Origin of the sequence: Streptomyces sp. TP-A0356, assembly GCF_001417775.1 — a bacterium.
In the GTDB taxonomy this organism is placed as follows: domain Bacteria; phylum Actinomycetota; class Actinomycetes; order Streptomycetales; family Streptomycetaceae; genus Streptomyces.
The window spans coordinates 99932-117713 of record NZ_BBZJ01000014.1 but is presented as its reverse complement, the minus strand read 5'-3'; the positions used below and the strand labels follow the sequence as shown (position 1 = coordinate 117713).

Below are 17782 nucleotides of genomic sequence, written 5' to 3'. Positions count from 1 at the left end.
TACGTCGGAAGGTGGATACGACCCTGAGAGAAGCTCCACCCGCCGATGGACAGCCCCTAGGGGGACCTCCGTATCCGGGCTCGGGGAGGGTTCGTCCCGGCGGATGACGAGAGGGGACCGGGGTCGTCCTTAACCTGGCTTCACGCCGCTGGGGAGCGGCCGGCACGCACGGGGGTCGTGCCGGCCGCACCGGAGGGGGTGGGGATTTCCCCAGCGGAAGACGGGGCCGGGCACCAGCGCGCCGGGCCGCCTTCGACGCGAGACTCGTCGAGGCACCGAGGCGCGGAATTCGACGACGTGCCGGACCGGGACATGCCGCAGCACAGCACGCTTCTTACCTCACAGCTGACAGACATAGGAGAGTTGCCATGACATCGGCCGTTACCATTCCCAGGCACGGGGGCACTGGAGGGCGTACGGCCGTTGCCGCGCGGGCGCGCCAGGTCGTCAAGGCGTACGGGGCGGGGGAGACCCGCGTCGTCGCCCTCGACCACGTCGACGTGGACATCGCCCGTGGCCGGTTCACCGCGATCATGGGCCCCTCGGGGTCCGGCAAGTCCACGCTGATGCACTGCCTGGCCGGGCTCGACACCGTGACCAGCGGTCAGATCTTCCTCGACGAGACCGAGATCACCGGCCTGAAGGACAAGAAGCTCACGCAGCTGCGCCGGGACCGCATCGGCTTCATCTTCCAGGCGTTCAACCTCCTCCCGACGCTGAACGCGATCGAGAACATCACCCTCCCCATGGACATAGCGGGCCGCAAGCCCGACCAGGCGTGGCTGGAGCGGGTCGTGGAGACCGTCGGTCTCGCCGGCCGGCTCAAGCACCGGCCCAACCAGCTCTCCGGCGGCCAGCAGCAGCGCGTCGCCGTGGCCCGTGCACTGGCCGCTCGCCCCGAGATCATCTTCGGTGACGAGCCGACCGGAAACCTCGACTCGCGGGCCGGCGCCGAGGTGCTGGGCTTCCTGCGCCGCTCGGTCGACGAGCTCGGCCAGACCATCGTGATGGTCACGCACGACCCGGTCGCGGCCTCGTACGCCGACCGCGTGCTGTACCTGGCCGACGGCCGGATCGTCGACGAGATGCACCAGCCCACCGCGGACCAGGTCCTGGACCGTATGAAGGACTTCGACGCCCGGGGGCGCACGTCATGACCGTCCTGAGGACCTCGCTGCGCAACTTCTTCGCGCACAAGGGACGCATGGCCCTGTCGGCCGTCGCCGTCCTGCTGTCGGTGGCGTTCGTGTGCGGCACGCTCGTCTTCACCGACACCATGAACACGACGTTCGACAAGCTCTTCGCGGCGACCGCGTCCGATGTGACGGTCTCGCCGAGGACGTCGGACGTCAACAAGGCCCCGGAGAGCGGCAGGCCCGAGTCGATGCCGGCCTCCGTGCTGGAGCGTGCCCGCAAGGCGAAGGGCGTGAAGTCGGCCGAGGGCGGGGTCAGTTCGATGAACGTGACCGTCGTCAACGGCCGCAACGAGAACATGGGGTCGTCCTCCGGCGCGCCCACCATCGCGGGCAACTGGACGAAGAACGACCTGCGGTCCATGGAGATCACCAAGGGGCACGCCCCGCGTGGCCCGACCGAGGTGATGGTCGACAACGACACCGCCGACAAGCACCACCTGAAGCTCGGCGACGAACTGCGCACCATCGCGGTCACCGGTGACCTCAAGGCGCGGATCGTCGGTGTCGCCACCTTCAAGGTGACCAACCCGGGCGCCGCGATCGTCTACTTCGACACCCCGACCGCCCAGCGCGAACTGCTCGGCGCCACCGGCCGGTTCACCAACCTGAACGTCACGGCGGCGCCCGGCGTCTCGGACGAGCAGCTCAAGGGGAACGTCGCCCGGGCGCTGGACGGCACCGGCTCCTTCAAGATCCAGACCCAGAAGGAGAACGCCGACGAGAACCGCAAGAACGTCGGCGCGTTCATGAACGTCATCAAGTACGCCATGCTCGGCTTCGCCGGTATCGCGTTCCTGGTGGGCATCTTCCTGATCATCAACACCTTCTCGATGCTGGTCGCCCAGCGCACCCGCGAGATCGGCCTGATGCGGGCGGTCGGCTCGTCCCGCAAGCAGGTCAACCGGTCCGTGCTGATCGAGGCCCTGCTGCTGGGCTTCGTCGGTTCGGTGCTCGGTGTCGGCGCGGGCGTCGGCATCGCGGTCGGCCTGATGAAGCTCATGTCGTCCATGGGCATGGACCTCTCCACTCGCGACCTGACGGTCAAGGCGACGACCCCGGTGGCCGGAGTGCTCCTGGGCATCGTCGTGACGGTCCTGGCCGCCTATCTGCCCGCGCGCCGGGCCGGCAAGGTCTCCCCGATGGCCGCGCTGCGCGACGCCGGCACCCCGGCCGACGGAAAGGCCGGTCTCGTACGGGGGATCGTGGGGCTGGTCCTGACGGCCGCCGGCGGCTTCGCGCTCTACGCGGCGGCGACCGTGAAGAAGGCGAGCGACGGTTCGCTGGTGCTCGGCGTGGGCGTCGTGCTGACCCTGGTCGGCTTCGTGGTGATCGGCCCCCTCCTCGCGGGCGGGGTGGTCCGGGTGATCAGCGCGGTGCTGCTGCGCATGTTCGGCCCGGTGGGGCGCATGGCCGAGCGCAACGCGCTGCGCAACCCGCGGCGCACGGGCGCCACCGGCGCCGCCCTGATGATCGGGCTCGCGCTGGTCGCGTGCCTGTCGGTGGTGGGCTCCTCGATGGTGGCCTCGGCGACGGACGAGCTGGACAGGTCGGTGGGCGCGGACTTCATCGTCCAGGGCAACCAGCGGATCGTGCCGCAGGCCGAGAAGGCGATCCAGACGACACCCGGTCTGGCGCACGTCACCCGCTACAAGCTGCTCTCGGCCAGGATGACCTCGCCCGACGGGGTGACCGAGGACGGCGACGTGACGGCGGCGGACCCGTCGTACGCAAGCGATCTGCGCCGCACCACGGCGGCGGGGGAGCTGGCGGGGGCGTACGGCACGGACGCGATGTCGGTGGGCTCCGACTATGCCAAGAAGCACGGCGTGCACGTCGGTGACACCATGACCGTCGCCTTCAAGGAGGGCCGCACCGCGAAGCTGAAGGTCGCCGCGATCACGCACGACGACTCGGCGCTCGACAAGGGCGCGCGGTACATGTCGATCACGACGATGGAGAAGTACGTTCCGGCCGACCGGGTCCCGCCGAACCAGATCATGTTCGCCAAGGCCAAGGACGGCCAGGAGAAGCAGGCGTACACGGCGCTGAAGACGTCTCTGCAGCCCTACCCGCAGTACCAGGTCCGCGACCAGACCGACTACAAGAAGGAACTGCGCGACCAGGTCGGCCAGCTGCTGAACATGGTCTACGGCCTGCTGGCACTGGCGATCATCGTCGCCGTCCTCGGTGTGATCAACACGCTGGCCCTGTCGGTGGTGGAGCGCACCCGGGAGATCGGCCTGATGCGCGCGATCGGTCTCTCGCGCCGCCAGCTGCGCCGCATGATCCGCCTGGAGTCGGTGGTGATCGCCCTCTTCGGCGCGCTCCTCGGCCTCGGCCTGGGCATGGGCTGGGGCGCGACGGCCCAGAAGCTCCTGGCCCTGGAAGGCCTGAAGGTCCTGGAGATCCCGTGGGGCACGATCATCGCGGTCTTCATCGGCTCGGCGTTCGTGGGCCTGCTCGCGGCCTTGATCCCGGCGTTCCGAGCGGGCCGGATGAACGTACTGAACGCGATCGCGACGGACTAGTGCTGAGGCCGGAAAGGTTTGCCGGGAAGCTCGCGGCGTCCGGTGCGGTGCATCGCAAGGCGGAGCGTCGCCCGCGTACTGGATGTACTCGGGCGATGCGACAACGCGGCGAGGTGCCGTGCCGGGCGTCGCGAGCCGGTGAACCTTTCCTGTCGCAGCACTAGCCACCCGGGCGCCCGCGATGCCGGGGGCACCGCGGGCGGGAAGTACGGGGGACGGGGGGACGGCCCGGCGCCCGGGAGCGACGGCTCCCGCGCGCCGGGCCCGCCCTTTCGACACTCCCGGCGGCGGTGCGCGGCCCCCCGGCGTGCGGCGCTCGGCCCGGGTGCCCGCACGGTCCGGCCCAGCCGGTATCGGGTCGGGGTTGTCCACAGCCCCGACGCATGTGAGCGCAGCGTCGTACGCTGGACAGCCCCGGCCCCCGAAATCCTCGCGGCCGGGTGTTCGTGTTGCCCACCCGGGACGGGATACCCCTTCATGAGCCTGCACGGTCTGCTCGACGCCGTCGTCAAGGACGCCGCACTCGCGGAAGCGGTGAAGGCCGCCACCGACGGCAACCGGATGCACGTCGACCTGGTCGGTCCCCCGGCGGCGCGCCCCTTCGCGGTGGCCGCGCTGGCCCGGGACGCGGACAGGCCCGTGCTCGCCGTGACCGCGACGGGCCGCGAGGCCGAGGACCTCGCCGCCGCGCTGCGCTCCCTGCTGCCGCCCGACAGCGTCGTGGAGTACCCGTCGTGGGAGACCCTGCCGCACGAGCGGCTCAGCCCCCGCAGCGACACCGTCGGCCGCCGTCTCGCCGTCCTCAGGAGGCTCGCCCACCCCAGCCCGGACGACCCCGAGACCGGACCCGTCTCCGTCGTGGTCGCGCCCGTACGCTCCGTGCTCCAGCCACAGGTCAAGGGCCTCGGCGACCTGGAGCCGGTCGCCCTGAGAACCGGGCGGCAGGCCGATCTGAACGAGGTCGTGGACGCCCTGGCCGCGGCCGCGTACTCCCGCGTGGAGCTGGTGGAGAAGCGCGGCGAGTTCGCCGTGCGCGGCGGCATCCTGGACGTCTTCCCGCCCACCGAGGAACATCCCCTGCGCATCGAGTTCTGGGGCGACGACGTCGAGGAGATCCGATACTTCAAGGTCGCCGACCAGCGTTCCCTCGAGGTCGCGGAGCACGGCCTGTGGGCCCCGCCCTGCCGCGAGCTGCTGCTCACCGACGAGGTGCGGCAGCGGGCCGCCACTCTCGCCGAACAGCACCCCGAGTTGGGCGAACTCCTCGGCAAGATCGCCGAGGGCATCGCCGTGGAGGGCATGGAGTCGCTGGCGCCGGCGCTGGTCGACGACATGGAGCTGCTGCTCGACGTGCTGCCCGCAGGAGCCATGGCCGTCGTGTGCGACCCGGAGCGGGTGCGCACGCGGGCCGCGGACCTGGTGGCGACCAGCCAGGAGTTCCTGCAGGCGTCCTGGGCGGCCACGGCGGGCGGCGGCGACGCGCCGATCGACGTCGGCGCGGCCTCCCTGTGGCCCATCGCGGACGTCCGGGACCGGGCCCGCGAGCTGGGCATGATGTGGTGGTCGGTCTCGCCGTTCGCGGCGGACGACGAGCTGGACGACCTGGACGGGGACACCCTCAAGCTCGGTATGCACGCCCCGGAGACCTACCGCGGCGACACCGCCAAGGCGCTCGCCGACACCAAGGGCTGGCTCGCCGACGGCTGGCGCGCGGTGTTCGTGACGGAGGGCCACGGCCCGGCGTCCCGCACGGTCGAGGTGCTGGGCAACGAGGGCATCGCGGCCCGCCTCGACACCGACCTCGGCGAGCTGTCCCCGTCGGTCGTGCACGTGTCGTGCGGCTCGATCGACTACGGCTTCGTGGACCCCGCGCTCAAGCTCGCCGTGCTCACGGAGACCGACCTCTCCGGCCAGAAGGCCGCCGGACGCGACGGCGCCCGTATGCCGGCCCGCCGCCGCAAGACGATCGACCCGCTCACCCTGGAGTCCGGCGACTACATCGTCCATGAGCAGCACGGCGTGGGCCGCTACATCGAGATGGTGCAGCGCACCGTCCAGGGCGCGACCCGCGAGTATCTGGTGGTGGAGTACGCGCCGGCCAAGCGCGGCCAGCCCGGCGACCGCCTCTACATCCCCACCGACCAGCTGGAGCAGGTCACCAAGTACGTCGGTGGCGAGGCCCCGACGCTGCACCGCCTCGGCGGCGCCGACTGGACGAAGACGAAGGCGCGCGCGAAGAAGGCGGTCAAGGAGATCGCCGCGGACCTGATCAAGCTGTACAGCGCGCGGATGGCGGCGCCCGGCCACGCCTTCGGCACGGACACGCCGTGGCAGCGGGAGCTGGAGGACGCCTTCCCGTACGCGGAGACTCCTGACCAGCTCACCACGATCGCCGAGGTCAAGGAGGACATGGAGAAGTCGGTCCCGATGGACCGCCTGATCTGCGGCGACGTGGGCTATGGCAAGACGGAGATCGCGGTCCGGGCCGCCTTCAAGGCGGTGCAGGACGGCAAGCAGGTCGCGGTCCTCGTACCGACGACGCTGCTGGTGCAGCAGCACTTCGGCACGTTCGGCGATCGCTACTCCCAGTTCCCCGTGAACGTGAGGGCGCTCTCCCGGTTCCAGACGGACACCGAGGCGAAGGCGGTCCTGGAGGGCCTGCGGGACGGCTCGGTGGACATCGTCATCGGTACGCACCGCCTGTTCTCGTCGGAGACGAAGTTCAAGGACCTGGGCCTGGTCATCGTCGACGAGGAGCAGCGCTTCGGCGTCGAGCACAAGGAGCAGCTGAAGAAGCTGCGCGCCAACGTCGACGTGCTCACCATGTCGGCCACCCCGATCCCGCGCACGCTGGAGATGGCGGTGACGGGCATCCGCGAGATGTCCACGATCACCACCCCGCCGGAGGAGCGGCACCCGGTGCTGACCTTCGTAGGGCCGTACGAGGAGAAGCAGATCGGCGCCGCCATCCGCCGCGAGCTGCTGCGCGAGGGTCAGGTCTTCTACATCCACAACCGGGTGGAGTCCATCGACCGGGCCGCGGCGCGTCTGCGCGAGATCGTCCCGGAGGCGCGGATCGCCACGGCCCACGGGCAGATGTCGGAGCAGACGCTGGAGCAGGTGGTCGTCGACTTCTGGGAGAAGAAGTACGACGTCCTGGTCTCCACGACGATCGTCGAGTCGGGCATCGACATCTCGAACGCGAACACGCTGATCGTGGAGCGCGGCGACAACTTCGGCCTCTCCCAGCTGCACCAGCTGCGCGGCCGTGTCGGCCGGGGCCGCGAGCGCGGCTACGCGTACTTCCTGTACCCGCCGGAGAAGCCGCTGACGGAGACGGCCCACGAGCGCCTCGCGACCATCGCGCAGCACACGGAGATGGGCGCGGGCATGTACGTGGCGATGAAGGACCTGGAGATCCGCGGCGCGGGCAACCTGCTCGGCGGCGAACAGTCGGGCCACATCGCGGGCGTGGGCTTCGACCTGTACGTACGAATGGTCGGTGAGGCGGTCGCGGACTACCGCGCGTCCCTGGAGGGCGGCGTCGAGGAGGAACCGCCGCTCGAGGTCAAGATCGAGCTCCCGGTCGATGCGCACGTGCCGCACGAATACGCGCCGGGCGAGCGGCTGCGCCTGCAGGCCTACCGCGCGATCGCGTCCGTGAACTCCGAGGAGGACATCAAGTCCGTCCGCGAGGAACTCGTCGACCGCTACGGCAAACTGCCGGAGCCCGTCGAGAACCTCCTGCTGGTGGCGGGGTTGCGCATGCTCGCCCGCGCGTGCGGGGTGGGCGAGATCGTGCTGCAGGGCAACAACATCCGCTTCGCGCCGGTCGAGCTGCGGGAGTCCCAGGAGCTGCGGCTCAAGCGGCTGTACCCGGGAACGGTCATCAAGCCGGCGCTGCACCAGGTCCTGGTGCCACGGCCCAAGACCGCGAAGGTGGGCGGAAAGCCGCTGGTCGGCCGGGAGTTGCTGGGGTGGGTCGGGGAGTTCCTGACCTCGGTCCTGGGGTCGTAGGGGGCGTAGGGCTCGTACCGAAAGGTGTCTCACCACCGGCGATACGCCCGGCGTGCACCCATTTCCGCCTGGGGGTGGTATGGACATGACTCCCCGGCGGCTACCGTGAGATCCGGAAGACCGCGTCGGCGCGGGGCGGTTCGGACGAGTGGTACGTGCAAGGGGAGGGCGTCGCGTGGTGAGTCTGAGGGGTGGGGTCGCCACCGCTGCTTTGGTCCTGGTCGCCGTGAGCGGCTGTACGAAGGGGACGACGGGGTCGGCGGGGCCGCAGGAGACCAAGGGGTCCCCGGGCCCGCGGGGGACGGCGGCGGGCGGTGCGGCCCTCGCCGCGGTCGACTCGCTCACCGTGAAGGGCCGGGCGCCGAAGACGGGATACAGCCGGGACCAGTTCGGCACCCCGTGGGCGGACACCGACCAGAACGGGTGCGACACGCGCGACGACATCCTCAAACGGGACCTGAAGAACGTGAAGTTCACGGGCGGCACCTGCAAGGTCGCCTCCGGGTTGCTGGCGCCGGACCCCTACGGCGGCCAGGACGTCACGTACGCGCGCGGCCGGAGCCTGGTCGACATCGACCACCTCGTGGCGCTCTCGGACGCTTGGCAGAAGGGCGCCAAGTACTGGGACGCGGGCAAGCGCATAGCCCTCGCCAACGACCCGCTCAACCTCCTCGCGGTGGGTGCGGCGCCCAACCGCAGCAAGGGCGACGGCGACGCGTCGACCTGGCTCCCGCCGAACACGGCGTACCGCTGCACGTACGTCGCCGCGCAGGTGGCCGTGAAGAAGAAGTACGAGCTGTGGGTGACGGACGCGGAGAAGGCGGCCATGAAGAAGGCCCTGGCGGACTGCCCGGACCAGAAGCTGCCGACGGGCGGCAACCCGACCGAGGCGCCCGCGAGGTTCCGCGCGAACTGACGGGGCCCGTACGACGCCGGGTGCGCCGGCCGGGCCCCGCCCCTGTTGGCGTCAGCCGCCGAGCTTGTCCAGGTCGAGAACCTTGCCCTTGGGCGCGGTGGCCGGCACCGGCTTCTCGTAGTCGGTGAAGAGGAGCGTGCCCGGGTCCTTCTTGGAGGTGCTGGTCACCTTCAGCAGGTACGGCTTGCCCTGGGTGGCGACGTACAGCGTGTAACGGTCCTTGCCGTCCTTCTCGTGCAGAACGATCGCCGGAGTGCCGTCGACGGTGGTCGTGGTGCCGCGCGTCGCGTCGGAGTTCACGTTCTGGGCGCCTGCCAGCACCGTGGCCAGGTCGCAGAAGCCCGCGATGTCCTTGGCGTCCTTGCCCTTGGCCGACATCTTGGTCCACCTCCCGGCCATCATGGCCACGACCGCGTCGGTGTCGGCCTTGGAGTCGCCCTTGCTCTGTGCGCGCAGGAACGCCTCGTCGTACTTCATGTAGAGGGTGTCGCCGGTCTTGATCAGGTCGGTCTTGCCCTGCCCGTTCATGCTCAGCGTGCCGGCGCACTCGCCCTTCTTGTCCAGGGCCAGGTCCATCGAGATCGTGCCGCTGCTCTGGTCGTCGGGGACGTCGCCCTTCATGCGCAGCGACGTGGCACCGGTGGTGGCCTTCACGGATCTGTCGGCTATCTCGCCGCCGGTCAGCCCGGCGAACGGTCCCTTGGGCCTGTCGTCCGCCTTGGTCTGGCCGGGCAGACATCCGGTGAGTCCGGTGGTGGCCGCGGCGGCGAGACAGAGGGCGGCAAGTGCGGTGCGACGCATGGGAGTTCCTTGAGGTGAGATGTCGTGCGGTGAAGTCGGTTGCCGAGAGGGGGCGCGGCGTCGTGTGACGGGCCGTCGGGCCCGACCGGCGGGACGGCCCGTCGCGCCGGGCGGCGAGGGTCAGGACGTCTTCTTCCAGTCCCCGCAGCCGACGGTCTTGAAGTAGGCGTCGCCCGCGCTGATCGTGACGACGGCGCTTCCGGAGACGTTGTCGTTCGCCGAGACGGACTCGACGGAGTGCAGTGCGTCCTTGGCGCGCTCCCAGTAGCACAGGTCGCCGGAGTTGCCGGTGGACCGGTAGGTGCCGGGGGCGATGTCGACGCCGACCCTATACATCCCGCCGTCGCCGTCGATCCGCGCCCCGGTGGTTGCGCCCGCGGTCTTCTCGCCGACCGCCTGCCAGTCCTTGCAGCCGCTGGACCGGAAGACCTTGTCGGTGGCCTTGACGGTCACATAACTCGTGCCGGTGACGTTGTCGTTGGCGATCAGGGAGTCGGCCCCGCCGGAGGCGTCCTTGGCGCGCTCCCAGTAGCACAGGCCGTCGGTGTTGCCGGTCGTACGGTACGTGCCCGGCCGGACGTCCCTGCCCACCACGTAGCTGCCGTCGCCGCGGGGGGCGGACCGCGTACCGGCCTCCTCCTCGGCGCCCGCGCCCTTCTCGCCCGTGTGGCCGGAGGCCCGGTCGGACATGGGTCGGGAGCCCTGTACCCGGGAGCCGGAGGACCCCCTCTCGCCGTTCCCGGCGGCCCCCTTGCCCGTGTGCGCCGACACCGTGCCGATGACGACGACACCGACGACGGCCCCCAGCACGATCCTGCCCGTCATGCCCACGACGGTTCCCTCCCCCTGGCCGACTGAGACCCGCCGCTGCGGTGGGTCGCTCGTTCGATGGGTCAATGAGACCAGAGGCTGTGAACCGAGTCAACATGACGTCTGATTTGGGCTGTGTACACGAACGTGAAGAGGTGTCTCTGGTGCAGGTCGGTATGCTCGACGCCACACGGGGGAGGGCGCCGCCACCGATGACCCGATACGACGGCGCCGCACAGGGCAGAGGGGAGCCGCGCGGATGCAGGACAACGGGACAGAGGTGACCGCCGCCGGAATCGCCCGGCTCGCGGGCGTCGGCCGTGCCGCCGTCAGCAACTGGCGCCGCCGCCACGCCGACTTCCCCAGACCGGTCGGCGGCACCGAGACCAGTCCCTCCTTCGCGCTCGCCGAGGTCGAGGACTGGCTGCGCCGTCAGGGCAAGCTCGCCGAGGTGCCCCTGCGGGAGCGCGTGTGGCAGCAGGTCGCCGGGCACCCGCAGGGGCCCGTCACGGCCCTCGTGCACGCGGGCTGTGCACTCGTGCTCGTGCACGACCGGCCCACGGTCTGGAACGAGGCCGCCGCCGGCTCCGACGAGCGCCTCGCCGCGCTGCTGCCCACCGCCCTCGAACAGGTGCTCACCCCGCGCTTCGGTGCGCTCCGGAGACCGGCCGTGGCCACCCCGACGCCCGCGCGACTCCTGCCGTCGGCCTCCCTCCTGCGCGGCGCCGCCGGTCTCGCCGCGGAACTCGGCGCCCCGGGGACGTACGAGTTCCTGCTCGGCCGGCACCTCGACGCCAACCCGCGCCAGTACACGCTCACCCCGGAAGACCTGGCCGCCCTGATGGCCGACCTCGCCGGGCCCGCCCGCACCGTCCTCGATCCGGCCTGCGGCACCGGCGCCCTGCTGCGCGCGGTCGCCCCCGCCCCCGACCAGGAACTCCACGGCCAGGACAGCGACCCCGGCCTCGCCGCGCTCACCGCGCTGCGCCTGGCGCTGCACACGCGGTCCACCGTCCGCACCGCCGCCGGCGACAGCCTCCGGGCCGACGCCTTCGACACCCTCCGGGCCGACGCCGTGGTGTCCCACCCGCCGTTCAACGAGCGCAATTGGGGCCACGACGAACTGGCCTACGACCCCCGCTGGGAGTACGGCTTCCCGGCCCGTACCGAGTCCGAACTCGCCTGGGTGCAGCATGCGCTGGCCCGTCTCAGGGACGGCGGCACCGCCGTCCTGCTGATGCCGCCCGCCGCCGCCTCCCGCCGCTCGGGCCGCCGTATCCGTGCCGACCTGCTGCGCCGCGGCGCCCTGCGCGCCGTGATCGCCCTGCCGGTGGGCGCGGCACCCCCGTACAACATCCCGTTGCACCTGTGGGTGCTGCGCCGCCCCGAACAGGGGCCCGTGCAGCCCGAATTGCTGCTCACGGACGCCGGCGCGGCCGCCGCCGAGGGCCGTGGCGGACCGGACTGGGGGGCCGTGCGCACCGCCGTCCTCGACGCCTGGCGCCCGTTCGCCCGCACCGGCACCGCACCCGGCGTACCGGGCGTGAGCCGCTCCGTACCCGTCATCGAACTCCTCGACGACGACGTCGACCTGGCCCCCGCCCGCCATCTGCCGCCGCCGTCGGCGGGCGGCGGCGCCGAGGAGCTCACGGCCCTGCGCGCCCGCCTGGACGAGACGCTCCGCCTCACCGCCGGCCTCACCCCGTCCCCGGCCGACGCCTCCGGCCCGGCCCGCTGGCCGCTCACCACCGTCGGCGAACTGGCCCGGGGCGGCGCCCTGGTGATGCGCACGGGTGGAAACGGCCCCCACGCGCGTGTGCTCACCGACCACGACGTCCTCGCCGGCACCGCGCCCTCCGGGACGCTGCCCGAGATGGGAGAGGACCCGGTCCTCGTCGAAGAGGGCGATGTCGTGGTGCCGGTCCTCGGCGGCGGAGCCGTCGCGCGCGTGATCGACGGAAAGACCGCCGGCGCCGCCCTGGGGCGCAACCTCACCCTTCTGCGCCCCGACCCGGCCGCGCTCGACCCCTGGTTCCTCGCCGGGTTCCTGCGCGGCACCGCCAACAACCGCCAGGCCAGCAGCTACGCCTCCACCGCGACCCGTCTCGACGTGCGCCGTCTCCAGCTGCCCCGGCTCCCGCTCGACCAGCAACGCCGTTACGGCGAGCGCTTCCGGGCACTCGCCGCGTTCGAGGACGCCCTGCGCCTCGCGGGACGCCTCGGCGACCGGCTGGTCCGCGGCCTGCACGACGGCCTGACGGACGGGACGGTCGCCCCCGGGTGACGGGTTGGCCACACTCGCCCGTACCCTCGCTCCAGGCCTGTCCGCACCGCCCGGCCGGGACCACAACGGTTACGCACAACCCGTGACCGTCTGTCCGAGCCGGGCTATACGCTCGGACTTCGACACTCGTACGTCCGTCCTCACCCGGTCCCAGGAGCAGTCATGTACGGCCACGGCGCGGCGCCGCCCACCCGCACTTCGGGCACGGTCATCACCCTGCGCGTGCTGTTCGCCATCGCCGGCTTCCTCAGTTGCGGACTGCTCTCGTGCCTCCCGCTGTTCCGCGTCGCCGTGCTGCGCGGCAGGTGGGGGGACTGGCTCATGGCGTGGATCAGCATGCCCCTGTCCATCGGCGGCCTCGCCGTCATCGGCTCCGTCCCCGAGAACGACCACCGGGGTGACATCGCGCTCGCCGCGATCCTCATACTCGGCGCGGTCAGCGGCGCGTACTTCGTCGTCTTCGACATACGCCACCACCGCGCCCTCCCGGCCACGGCCCCGGCGTCGGGGACCACGGCCTTCATGACGCCCCAGCCGCCCGGGCCGGGATACGGCTACCCGTCCGCGCAGCCGTACGCGTCCACACAGCCCACCCAGACCCCGCCGCCCCCGTACACGCCGACGCCGACGCCGACGCCGACGCCGCCGCCCCCGCAGCCGCAGCGTCCCGCGCCCGCGCGGATCGACCAGGTCCGGGCCGAACTCGACGAACTCAGCGACTATCTGCGCAAGCACGAGGGCGACAGGTGAGCGTGGCGACCGGACGCGTGGTCGCCGGCCGCTACGAACTGTCCACGCTCATCGGCCAGGGCGGTATGGGCCAGGTCTGGACGGCGTACGACCAGCGCCTGGACCGGCGTGTGGCGGTCAAGCTCCTGCGCCCCGACAAGGTGGCCGGCCAGGAGGCCGACGAACTGCGCCGCCGGTTCGTGCGCGAGTGCCGTGTCACCGCGCAGGTCGACCACCCCGGTCTGGTGACCGTCCACGACGCGGGCAGCGAGGGCGAGGAGCTGTACCTCGTCATGCAGTACGTCGACGGGGCCGACCTCGCCGACCATCTCGCCGAGCACGACCCGTATCCCTGGCAGTGGGTGGTGGCCGTCGCGGCGCAACTGTGCGCCGTGCTGTCCGCCGTACACGCCGTGCCGATCGTCCACCGCGACCTGAAGCCGCGCAACGTGATGGTCAAGCAGGACGGCACCGTCACCGTCCTCGACCTCGGCGTGGCATCCGTGATGGACACGGACACCACCCGCCTCACCCACACCGGCTCCCCCATCGGCTCGCCCGCCTACATGGCCCCCGAGCAGGCGATGGGCGGTGCGGTCGGTCCGTACACCGACCTGTACGCGCTCGGCGTGCTCATGCACGAACTCCTGAGCGGGGACGTGCCGTTCACCGGCGCGACCGCGCTCGGCGTGCTGCACCGCCATCTCTACGAGCCCCCGGTCCCCGTGCGCCGACTGCGCCCCGAGGTGCCCGAGGCGCTGGAATCGCTCGTCCTGCGGCTGCTCGCGAAGGACCCGCAGCATCGCCCGGACTCCGCGCAGGAGACGTACGAGCAACTGCTCCCGCTCCTGCCGGCGCGGGGCATGCCCACCGGAGCCCCCCTCGACCCCACGCGCCCCTTCCTCCGCCCGCACGCCCCATGGCCGGACCGGGCGCGCACCCCGGCGCCCCAGCCGCAGCCGGCACCGGCGGTCGAGAAGCCCGATGTCGCGGGTGCCGTCGACGAGGTCAAGCGCCTCCTCGGCGAAGGCCGTATCACCCAGGCCGTCGACATCCTCGGCGCGATCCTCCCGGCGGCCGCCGCCCAGCACGGGGAGCACTCACCGGTCGTCCGCACCCTGCGCAAGCACTATGCCGCCACCCTCATGGACGACGGCCAGTACCGGCGGGCGCTGCCCGAACTGCGCCGTCTCGCCGACGAACGCGCCGCCGAGGCGGGCCAGGCCGACCCCCAGTCCCTGCGCTTCCGCTTCGACGCGGCGCAGTGCCTTGAGCAGCTCGGCGAACCGGCGGCCGCGCTCGCCGAATACCGCGCCCTGCTGCCGTACTACGAGAACCAGTACGTCGCCGGCGACCCCGAACTCGCCCACGACGTCCGCCGCCGCATCGGCCATCTGCTCCTCGCCCTCGGCGACCGCCCCGCCGCCCACGACACGCTCCTACGGCTCCTGCACGACGTGGAACGCCTGCGGGGCCCCGCTCATCCCCTGGCCGTCGACGTCCGGCGGACCCTGCAGTGGCTGGGCCAGGTGCGCGGCTGAGCGCCCCAGGAGACGTCCGCTTTACCGGGTCTTGAAGAGACCTTGTGTGATCGCAGGGGTTGTCTTTCCCGATCAGTGGCGCGCTGTGCAATAGGTTGCGTCCGCTTGTGCCATACACGCATCGCACAGCCCGTCATGCACAGACATCGCACAACCAGGGGTGGGGCCGTTCATGTCGAGCCATCGGCTGTCCAAGAAGCGCAGATACATCGCCTGGTCCGTGGCCGGCGCCGCCGTCGTCGCGGGGACCGGGATCGCCGCCCAGACCTCGATGGCGGCCACGACCTGGCCCGCCCAGAAGACGTACACCGGACACGCCTTCGACACCTGCACCGCGCCCTCGCTCGCCGCGATGAAGGGCTGGCACGACGGCTTCTACGGAGCTGCCGCCGTGTACGTCGGCGGCAAGAACCGCGGCTGCGGCCAGCCCAACCTCACCGCCTCGTGGGTGAAGTCGGTCAGCTCCATCGGCTGGAGGCTCATCCCGATCTACGTCGGCGCCCAGCCGCCCTGCCAGACGAGCTCCAACCCGGAGAAGCTCACCGCGTCCACCGCCGCCTCGCTCGGGGCGAGCGACGCTGCGGACGCGGTGGCCAAGGCGTCGGCGCTCGGCATGAAGGCCGGCACCCGATCTACCTCGACATGGAGCCGTACGACGTCACCAACAAGTCGTGCAACGACGCCGTGCTGACGTATGTCCGAGCCTTCGACAAGGGGCTGCGCGCCAAGACGTACCGCGCCGGCTTCTACGGCTTCACCAGCTCCAGCGCCAAGGCCATCGCCAACGCGACGGACCGCACCGACCTGCCGGGCAACCTCTGGTACGCGCTGTGGGACAAGCAGGACACGACGACCAAGGACTGGCCGTTCGGCTCCACCCAGTACACCGACCACAGTCGCGCTCACCAGTACCTGGTCAACAGCAAGGAGACGCGCGGCGGTTACACGATCACCGTGGACCGTGACGCCTGGGACGCGCCGGTGGCCATCACGGGCTGACCACACCCGCGGGGCATGGTCGGGGCGCGACGGTGCCCGAAGTGAGTGCGAATCGTTGGTCGAATGGGTTGGCCAGAGCTGGGCCACTGCCTACCATCGATCACCGCAAGACTTTGTGCACCGTCGCACAATCTCCTCGGGAGGCCACCTTGCACCGCCGTCGCACCGCGATCGCCCTCAGCGCCGCCCTGACCGCGGCCCCTCTCCTCACCGCGTGCGGCGGGACCCCCCATCCGGGTGCCGCGGCCGTCGTCGGAGGAGAGCGCATCACGGTCGGACAACTGGAGAGCCGGGTGAACGAGGTGCGCGCGGCCCAGCGCGCCGCGGCCCCGGACGACGCCCAGTACGAACAGACGGTCGCCCGGACCAGCAGCCTCACCCGCGACACGCTCCACAGCCTGGTCCTCGACCGGGTCCTGGACCGTGCCGCCAAGGACGCGCGCGTGAGCGTCACCCGCCGGGACGTCGAGCAGACGCGGACGAGCCTGGTACAGCGGGCGGGCGGCACCGAGGCGCTGCAGTCGGCGTGGCTGCAGCAGTACGGAGTGGCCCCCGCACGCCTCGACGACAGCCTCCGCACGGAGATCCAGGCCCAGAAGCTGGCCGCCGCGCTCGGTGCGGACATGACCACGACCGACGGCAAGGCCACGTTCTGGAAGGCGATGTCGCAGGCGTCGAAGGAACTCCACGTCGACCTCAATCCGCGCTACGGCACGTGGGACGTCCAGAAGAGCAGCCGCGTGGACGCCAGGACGCCCTGGGTCAAGGAGGTCACGGCGGCGGCGCAGCAGCAGACCGCGTGACGCGGTAGCGGGGGTGCGCCGGGGCGCACAGAAGCCGGGCGCACCGGCCTGTGGACAACCGTCGCGCCGCCGCCCCATCGGCCTGTGGACAACTTCCTGGGTGGTCCGGTGCGTGGGTTACGTTCGAAGGGTGAACGCAACCAGCTTCGAAGGTGCCCCCGACCCCGGCCAGGGCCCGGATGCGACCGCCGGCCCCGGCCGGGTCGTCCTGCTCACCACCAGCCACCGGGTCGCGCCCGGGCTCCTGTCCTGGCCCGCCTGGCAGGCACTGCGCGACGCCGACCGGGTCCTGTGCGCGGACGGCGCGCACCCGCAGCTGCCCTATCTGCGTGAGGCGGGCATAGCGGTCCAGGAGGCCGCCCCGACGGCGCAGGAGCTCGTCGACACCTGCGCCGGCGGCCGCACGGTGGTCGTCGTCGCCACCGGCGAGGGCGAGCCGCACCTCACCGACGGCCTGGCCCGGCTGGCGGGCTCCGGACGGGTGCGGATGCCGGAGCTGGAGCTGCTCCCCGCGTCGTACGACCTCCCGGGTGCCCGCCTCCTCGACCTCGTCCAGGTCATGGACCGCATCCGCGCCGAATGCCCCTGGTCCTCGCGGCAGACCCACGAGGGCCTGGCCAAGTACGGCATAGAGGAGGCGTACGAACTGGTCGAGGCGATCGAGGCGGGCGACCGCGAGGAGCTGCGCGAGGAGCTGGGCGATGTCCTGCTCCAGGTGGTCTTCCACTCCCGGATAGCCGAGGAGGACCCCGACGCCCCCTTCTCCATCGACGACGTGGCGGGCGGCATCGTCGCCAAGCTCATCCACCGCCATCCGCACGTCTTCGGCGACGAGACCGCGACGACGCCGGAGGAGGTCAAGGAGCACTGGCTGCGCACCAAGGCGGTGGAGAAGCAGCGTACATCCGTGACGGAGGGCGTCCCCCTGGGACAGCCGGGCCTCGCCCTGGCGGCGAAGCTCGCCTCACGGGTACGCACGGCCGACCTGGAGGTGCCCCTGCCGAAGGGGGAGGGCATCGGCTACGAACTGCTCGCCCTGGCGGTGCGCGCGGAGGCGGAGGGAGTGGACCCTGAGGCGGCACTGCGAGCGGCGGCGCGGGCGTATCGGGATGCCATCCGGGGGGTGGAGAGCGAGAGCTGAGTACCGTTGTCCCTGGG

Annotated in this window: 11 protein-coding genes and 1 pseudogene; 10 read left to right on the top strand and 2 right to left on the bottom strand. The window is 71.6% G+C overall.

The genetic code is table 11. From position 1 onward, the window contains the following. The first annotated feature begins 368 nt into the window (after positions 1 to 368). The 4 genes from ASC56_RS06565 to ASC56_RS06550 all read left to right on the top strand — a co-directional run bounded on the left by ASC56_RS06565 (position 369) and on the right by ASC56_RS06550 (position 8657). A complete protein-coding gene (locus ASC56_RS06565; RefSeq protein ID WP_055490273.1) occupies positions 369 to 1157 on the top strand; it encodes an ABC transporter ATP-binding protein in 789 nt (262 codons plus the stop codon). After that, the gene (locus ASC56_RS06560) at positions 1154 to 3724 is read left to right on the top strand and encodes an ABC transporter permease (protein ID WP_055490272.1); all 2571 of its coding nucleotides are present in this window, start codon (positions 1154 to 1156) and stop codon (positions 3722 to 3724) included. The genes ASC56_RS06565 and ASC56_RS06560 overlap by 4 nt, the downstream gene beginning before the upstream one ends. 477 nt (positions 3725 to 4201) lie before the next feature. Next, positions 4202 to 7741: a transcription-repair coupling factor gene (gene mfd, locus ASC56_RS06555; protein WP_055490271.1), complete on the top strand. Its 3540-nt coding sequence runs from the start codon at positions 4202 to 4204 to the stop codon at positions 7739 to 7741. Between the two features lie 175 nt (positions 7742 to 7916). Then, complete coding sequence (locus ASC56_RS06550) at positions 7917 to 8657, top strand: HNH endonuclease family protein (protein ID WP_199835935.1); 741 nt, start codon at positions 7917 to 7919, stop codon at positions 8655 to 8657. A gap of 51 nt (positions 8658 to 8708) precedes the next feature. Here the strand turns inward: ASC56_RS06550 and ASC56_RS06545 are convergent, their stop codons facing one another. Continuing rightward, positions 8709 to 9458 carry a hypothetical protein gene (locus ASC56_RS06545; RefSeq protein WP_055490270.1) on the bottom strand — a complete coding sequence of 250 codons (750 nt, stop codon included), beginning with the start codon at positions 9456 to 9458 and terminating at the stop codon, positions 8709 to 8711. Between the two features lie 120 nt (positions 9459 to 9578). Continuing rightward, a complete protein-coding gene (locus ASC56_RS06540; protein WP_371330039.1) occupies positions 9579 to 10283 on the bottom strand; it encodes a hypothetical protein in 705 nt (234 codons plus the stop codon). 244 nt (positions 10284 to 10527) lie between these two features. Between ASC56_RS06540 and ASC56_RS06535 the strand changes: the two genes are divergently transcribed. The 6 genes and pseudogenes from ASC56_RS06535 to ASC56_RS06510 all read left to right on the top strand — a co-directional run bounded on the left by ASC56_RS06535 (position 10528) and on the right by ASC56_RS06510 (position 17765). Next, a complete protein-coding gene (locus tag ASC56_RS06535) occupies positions 10528 to 12552 on the top strand; it encodes an N-6 DNA methylase (protein WP_055490268.1) in 2025 nt (674 codons plus the stop codon). 162 nt (positions 12553 to 12714) lie between these two features. Further along, positions 12715 to 13302 carry a hypothetical protein gene (locus tag ASC56_RS06530; RefSeq protein ID WP_055490267.1) on the top strand — a complete coding sequence of 196 codons (588 nt, stop codon included), beginning with the start codon at positions 12715 to 12717 and terminating at the stop codon, positions 13300 to 13302. A 38-nt stretch (positions 13303 to 13340) separates the two neighbouring features. Next, positions 13341 to 14822, top strand: coding sequence for a serine/threonine-protein kinase (locus ASC56_RS06525; RefSeq protein WP_267887614.1), 1482 nt, complete (start codon positions 13341 to 13343; stop codon positions 14820 to 14822). Positions 14823 to 14994: 172 nt separating this feature from the next. Further along, positions 14995 to 15821 (top strand): annotated as a pseudogene (locus ASC56_RS06520) (glycoside hydrolase domain-containing protein). A gap of 149 nt (positions 15822 to 15970) precedes the next feature. After that, the gene (locus ASC56_RS06515) at positions 15971 to 16624 is read left to right on the top strand and encodes a SurA N-terminal domain-containing protein (RefSeq protein WP_055490265.1); all 654 of its coding nucleotides are present in this window, start codon (positions 15971 to 15973) and stop codon (positions 16622 to 16624) included. Between the two features lie 130 nt (positions 16625 to 16754). Further along, the gene (locus tag ASC56_RS06510) at positions 16755 to 17765 is read left to right on the top strand and encodes a nucleoside triphosphate pyrophosphohydrolase (RefSeq protein WP_055490264.1); all 1011 of its coding nucleotides are present in this window, start codon (positions 16755 to 16757) and stop codon (positions 17763 to 17765) included. Positions 17766 to 17782 lie beyond the last annotated feature (17 nt).

Excerpts from the sequence above, each read along its gene's own strand:
- ASC56_RS06565 (WP_055490273.1), top strand. The coding sequence starts at position 369 with ATGACATCGGCCGTTACCATTCCCAGGCACGGGGGCACTGGAGGGCGT.
- ASC56_RS06560 (WP_055490272.1), top strand. The coding sequence starts at position 1,154 with ATGACCGTCCTGAGGACCTCGCTGCGCAACTTCTTCGCGCACAAGGGA.
- mfd (WP_055490271.1), top strand. The coding sequence starts at position 4,202 with ATGAGCCTGCACGGTCTGCTCGACGCCGTCGTCAAGGACGCCGCACTC.
- ASC56_RS06545 (WP_055490270.1), bottom strand. The coding sequence starts at position 9,458 with ATGCGTCGCACCGCACTTGCCGCCCTCTGTCTCGCCGCCGCGGCCACC.
- ASC56_RS06540 (WP_371330039.1), bottom strand. The coding sequence starts at position 10,283 with ATGACGGGCAGGATCGTGCTGGGGGCCGTCGTCGGTGTCGTCGTCATC.
- ASC56_RS06535 (WP_055490268.1), top strand. The coding sequence starts at position 10,528 with ATGCAGGACAACGGGACAGAGGTGACCGCCGCCGGAATCGCCCGGCTC.
- ASC56_RS06530 (WP_055490267.1), top strand. The coding sequence starts at position 12,715 with ATGTACGGCCACGGCGCGGCGCCGCCCACCCGCACTTCGGGCACGGTC.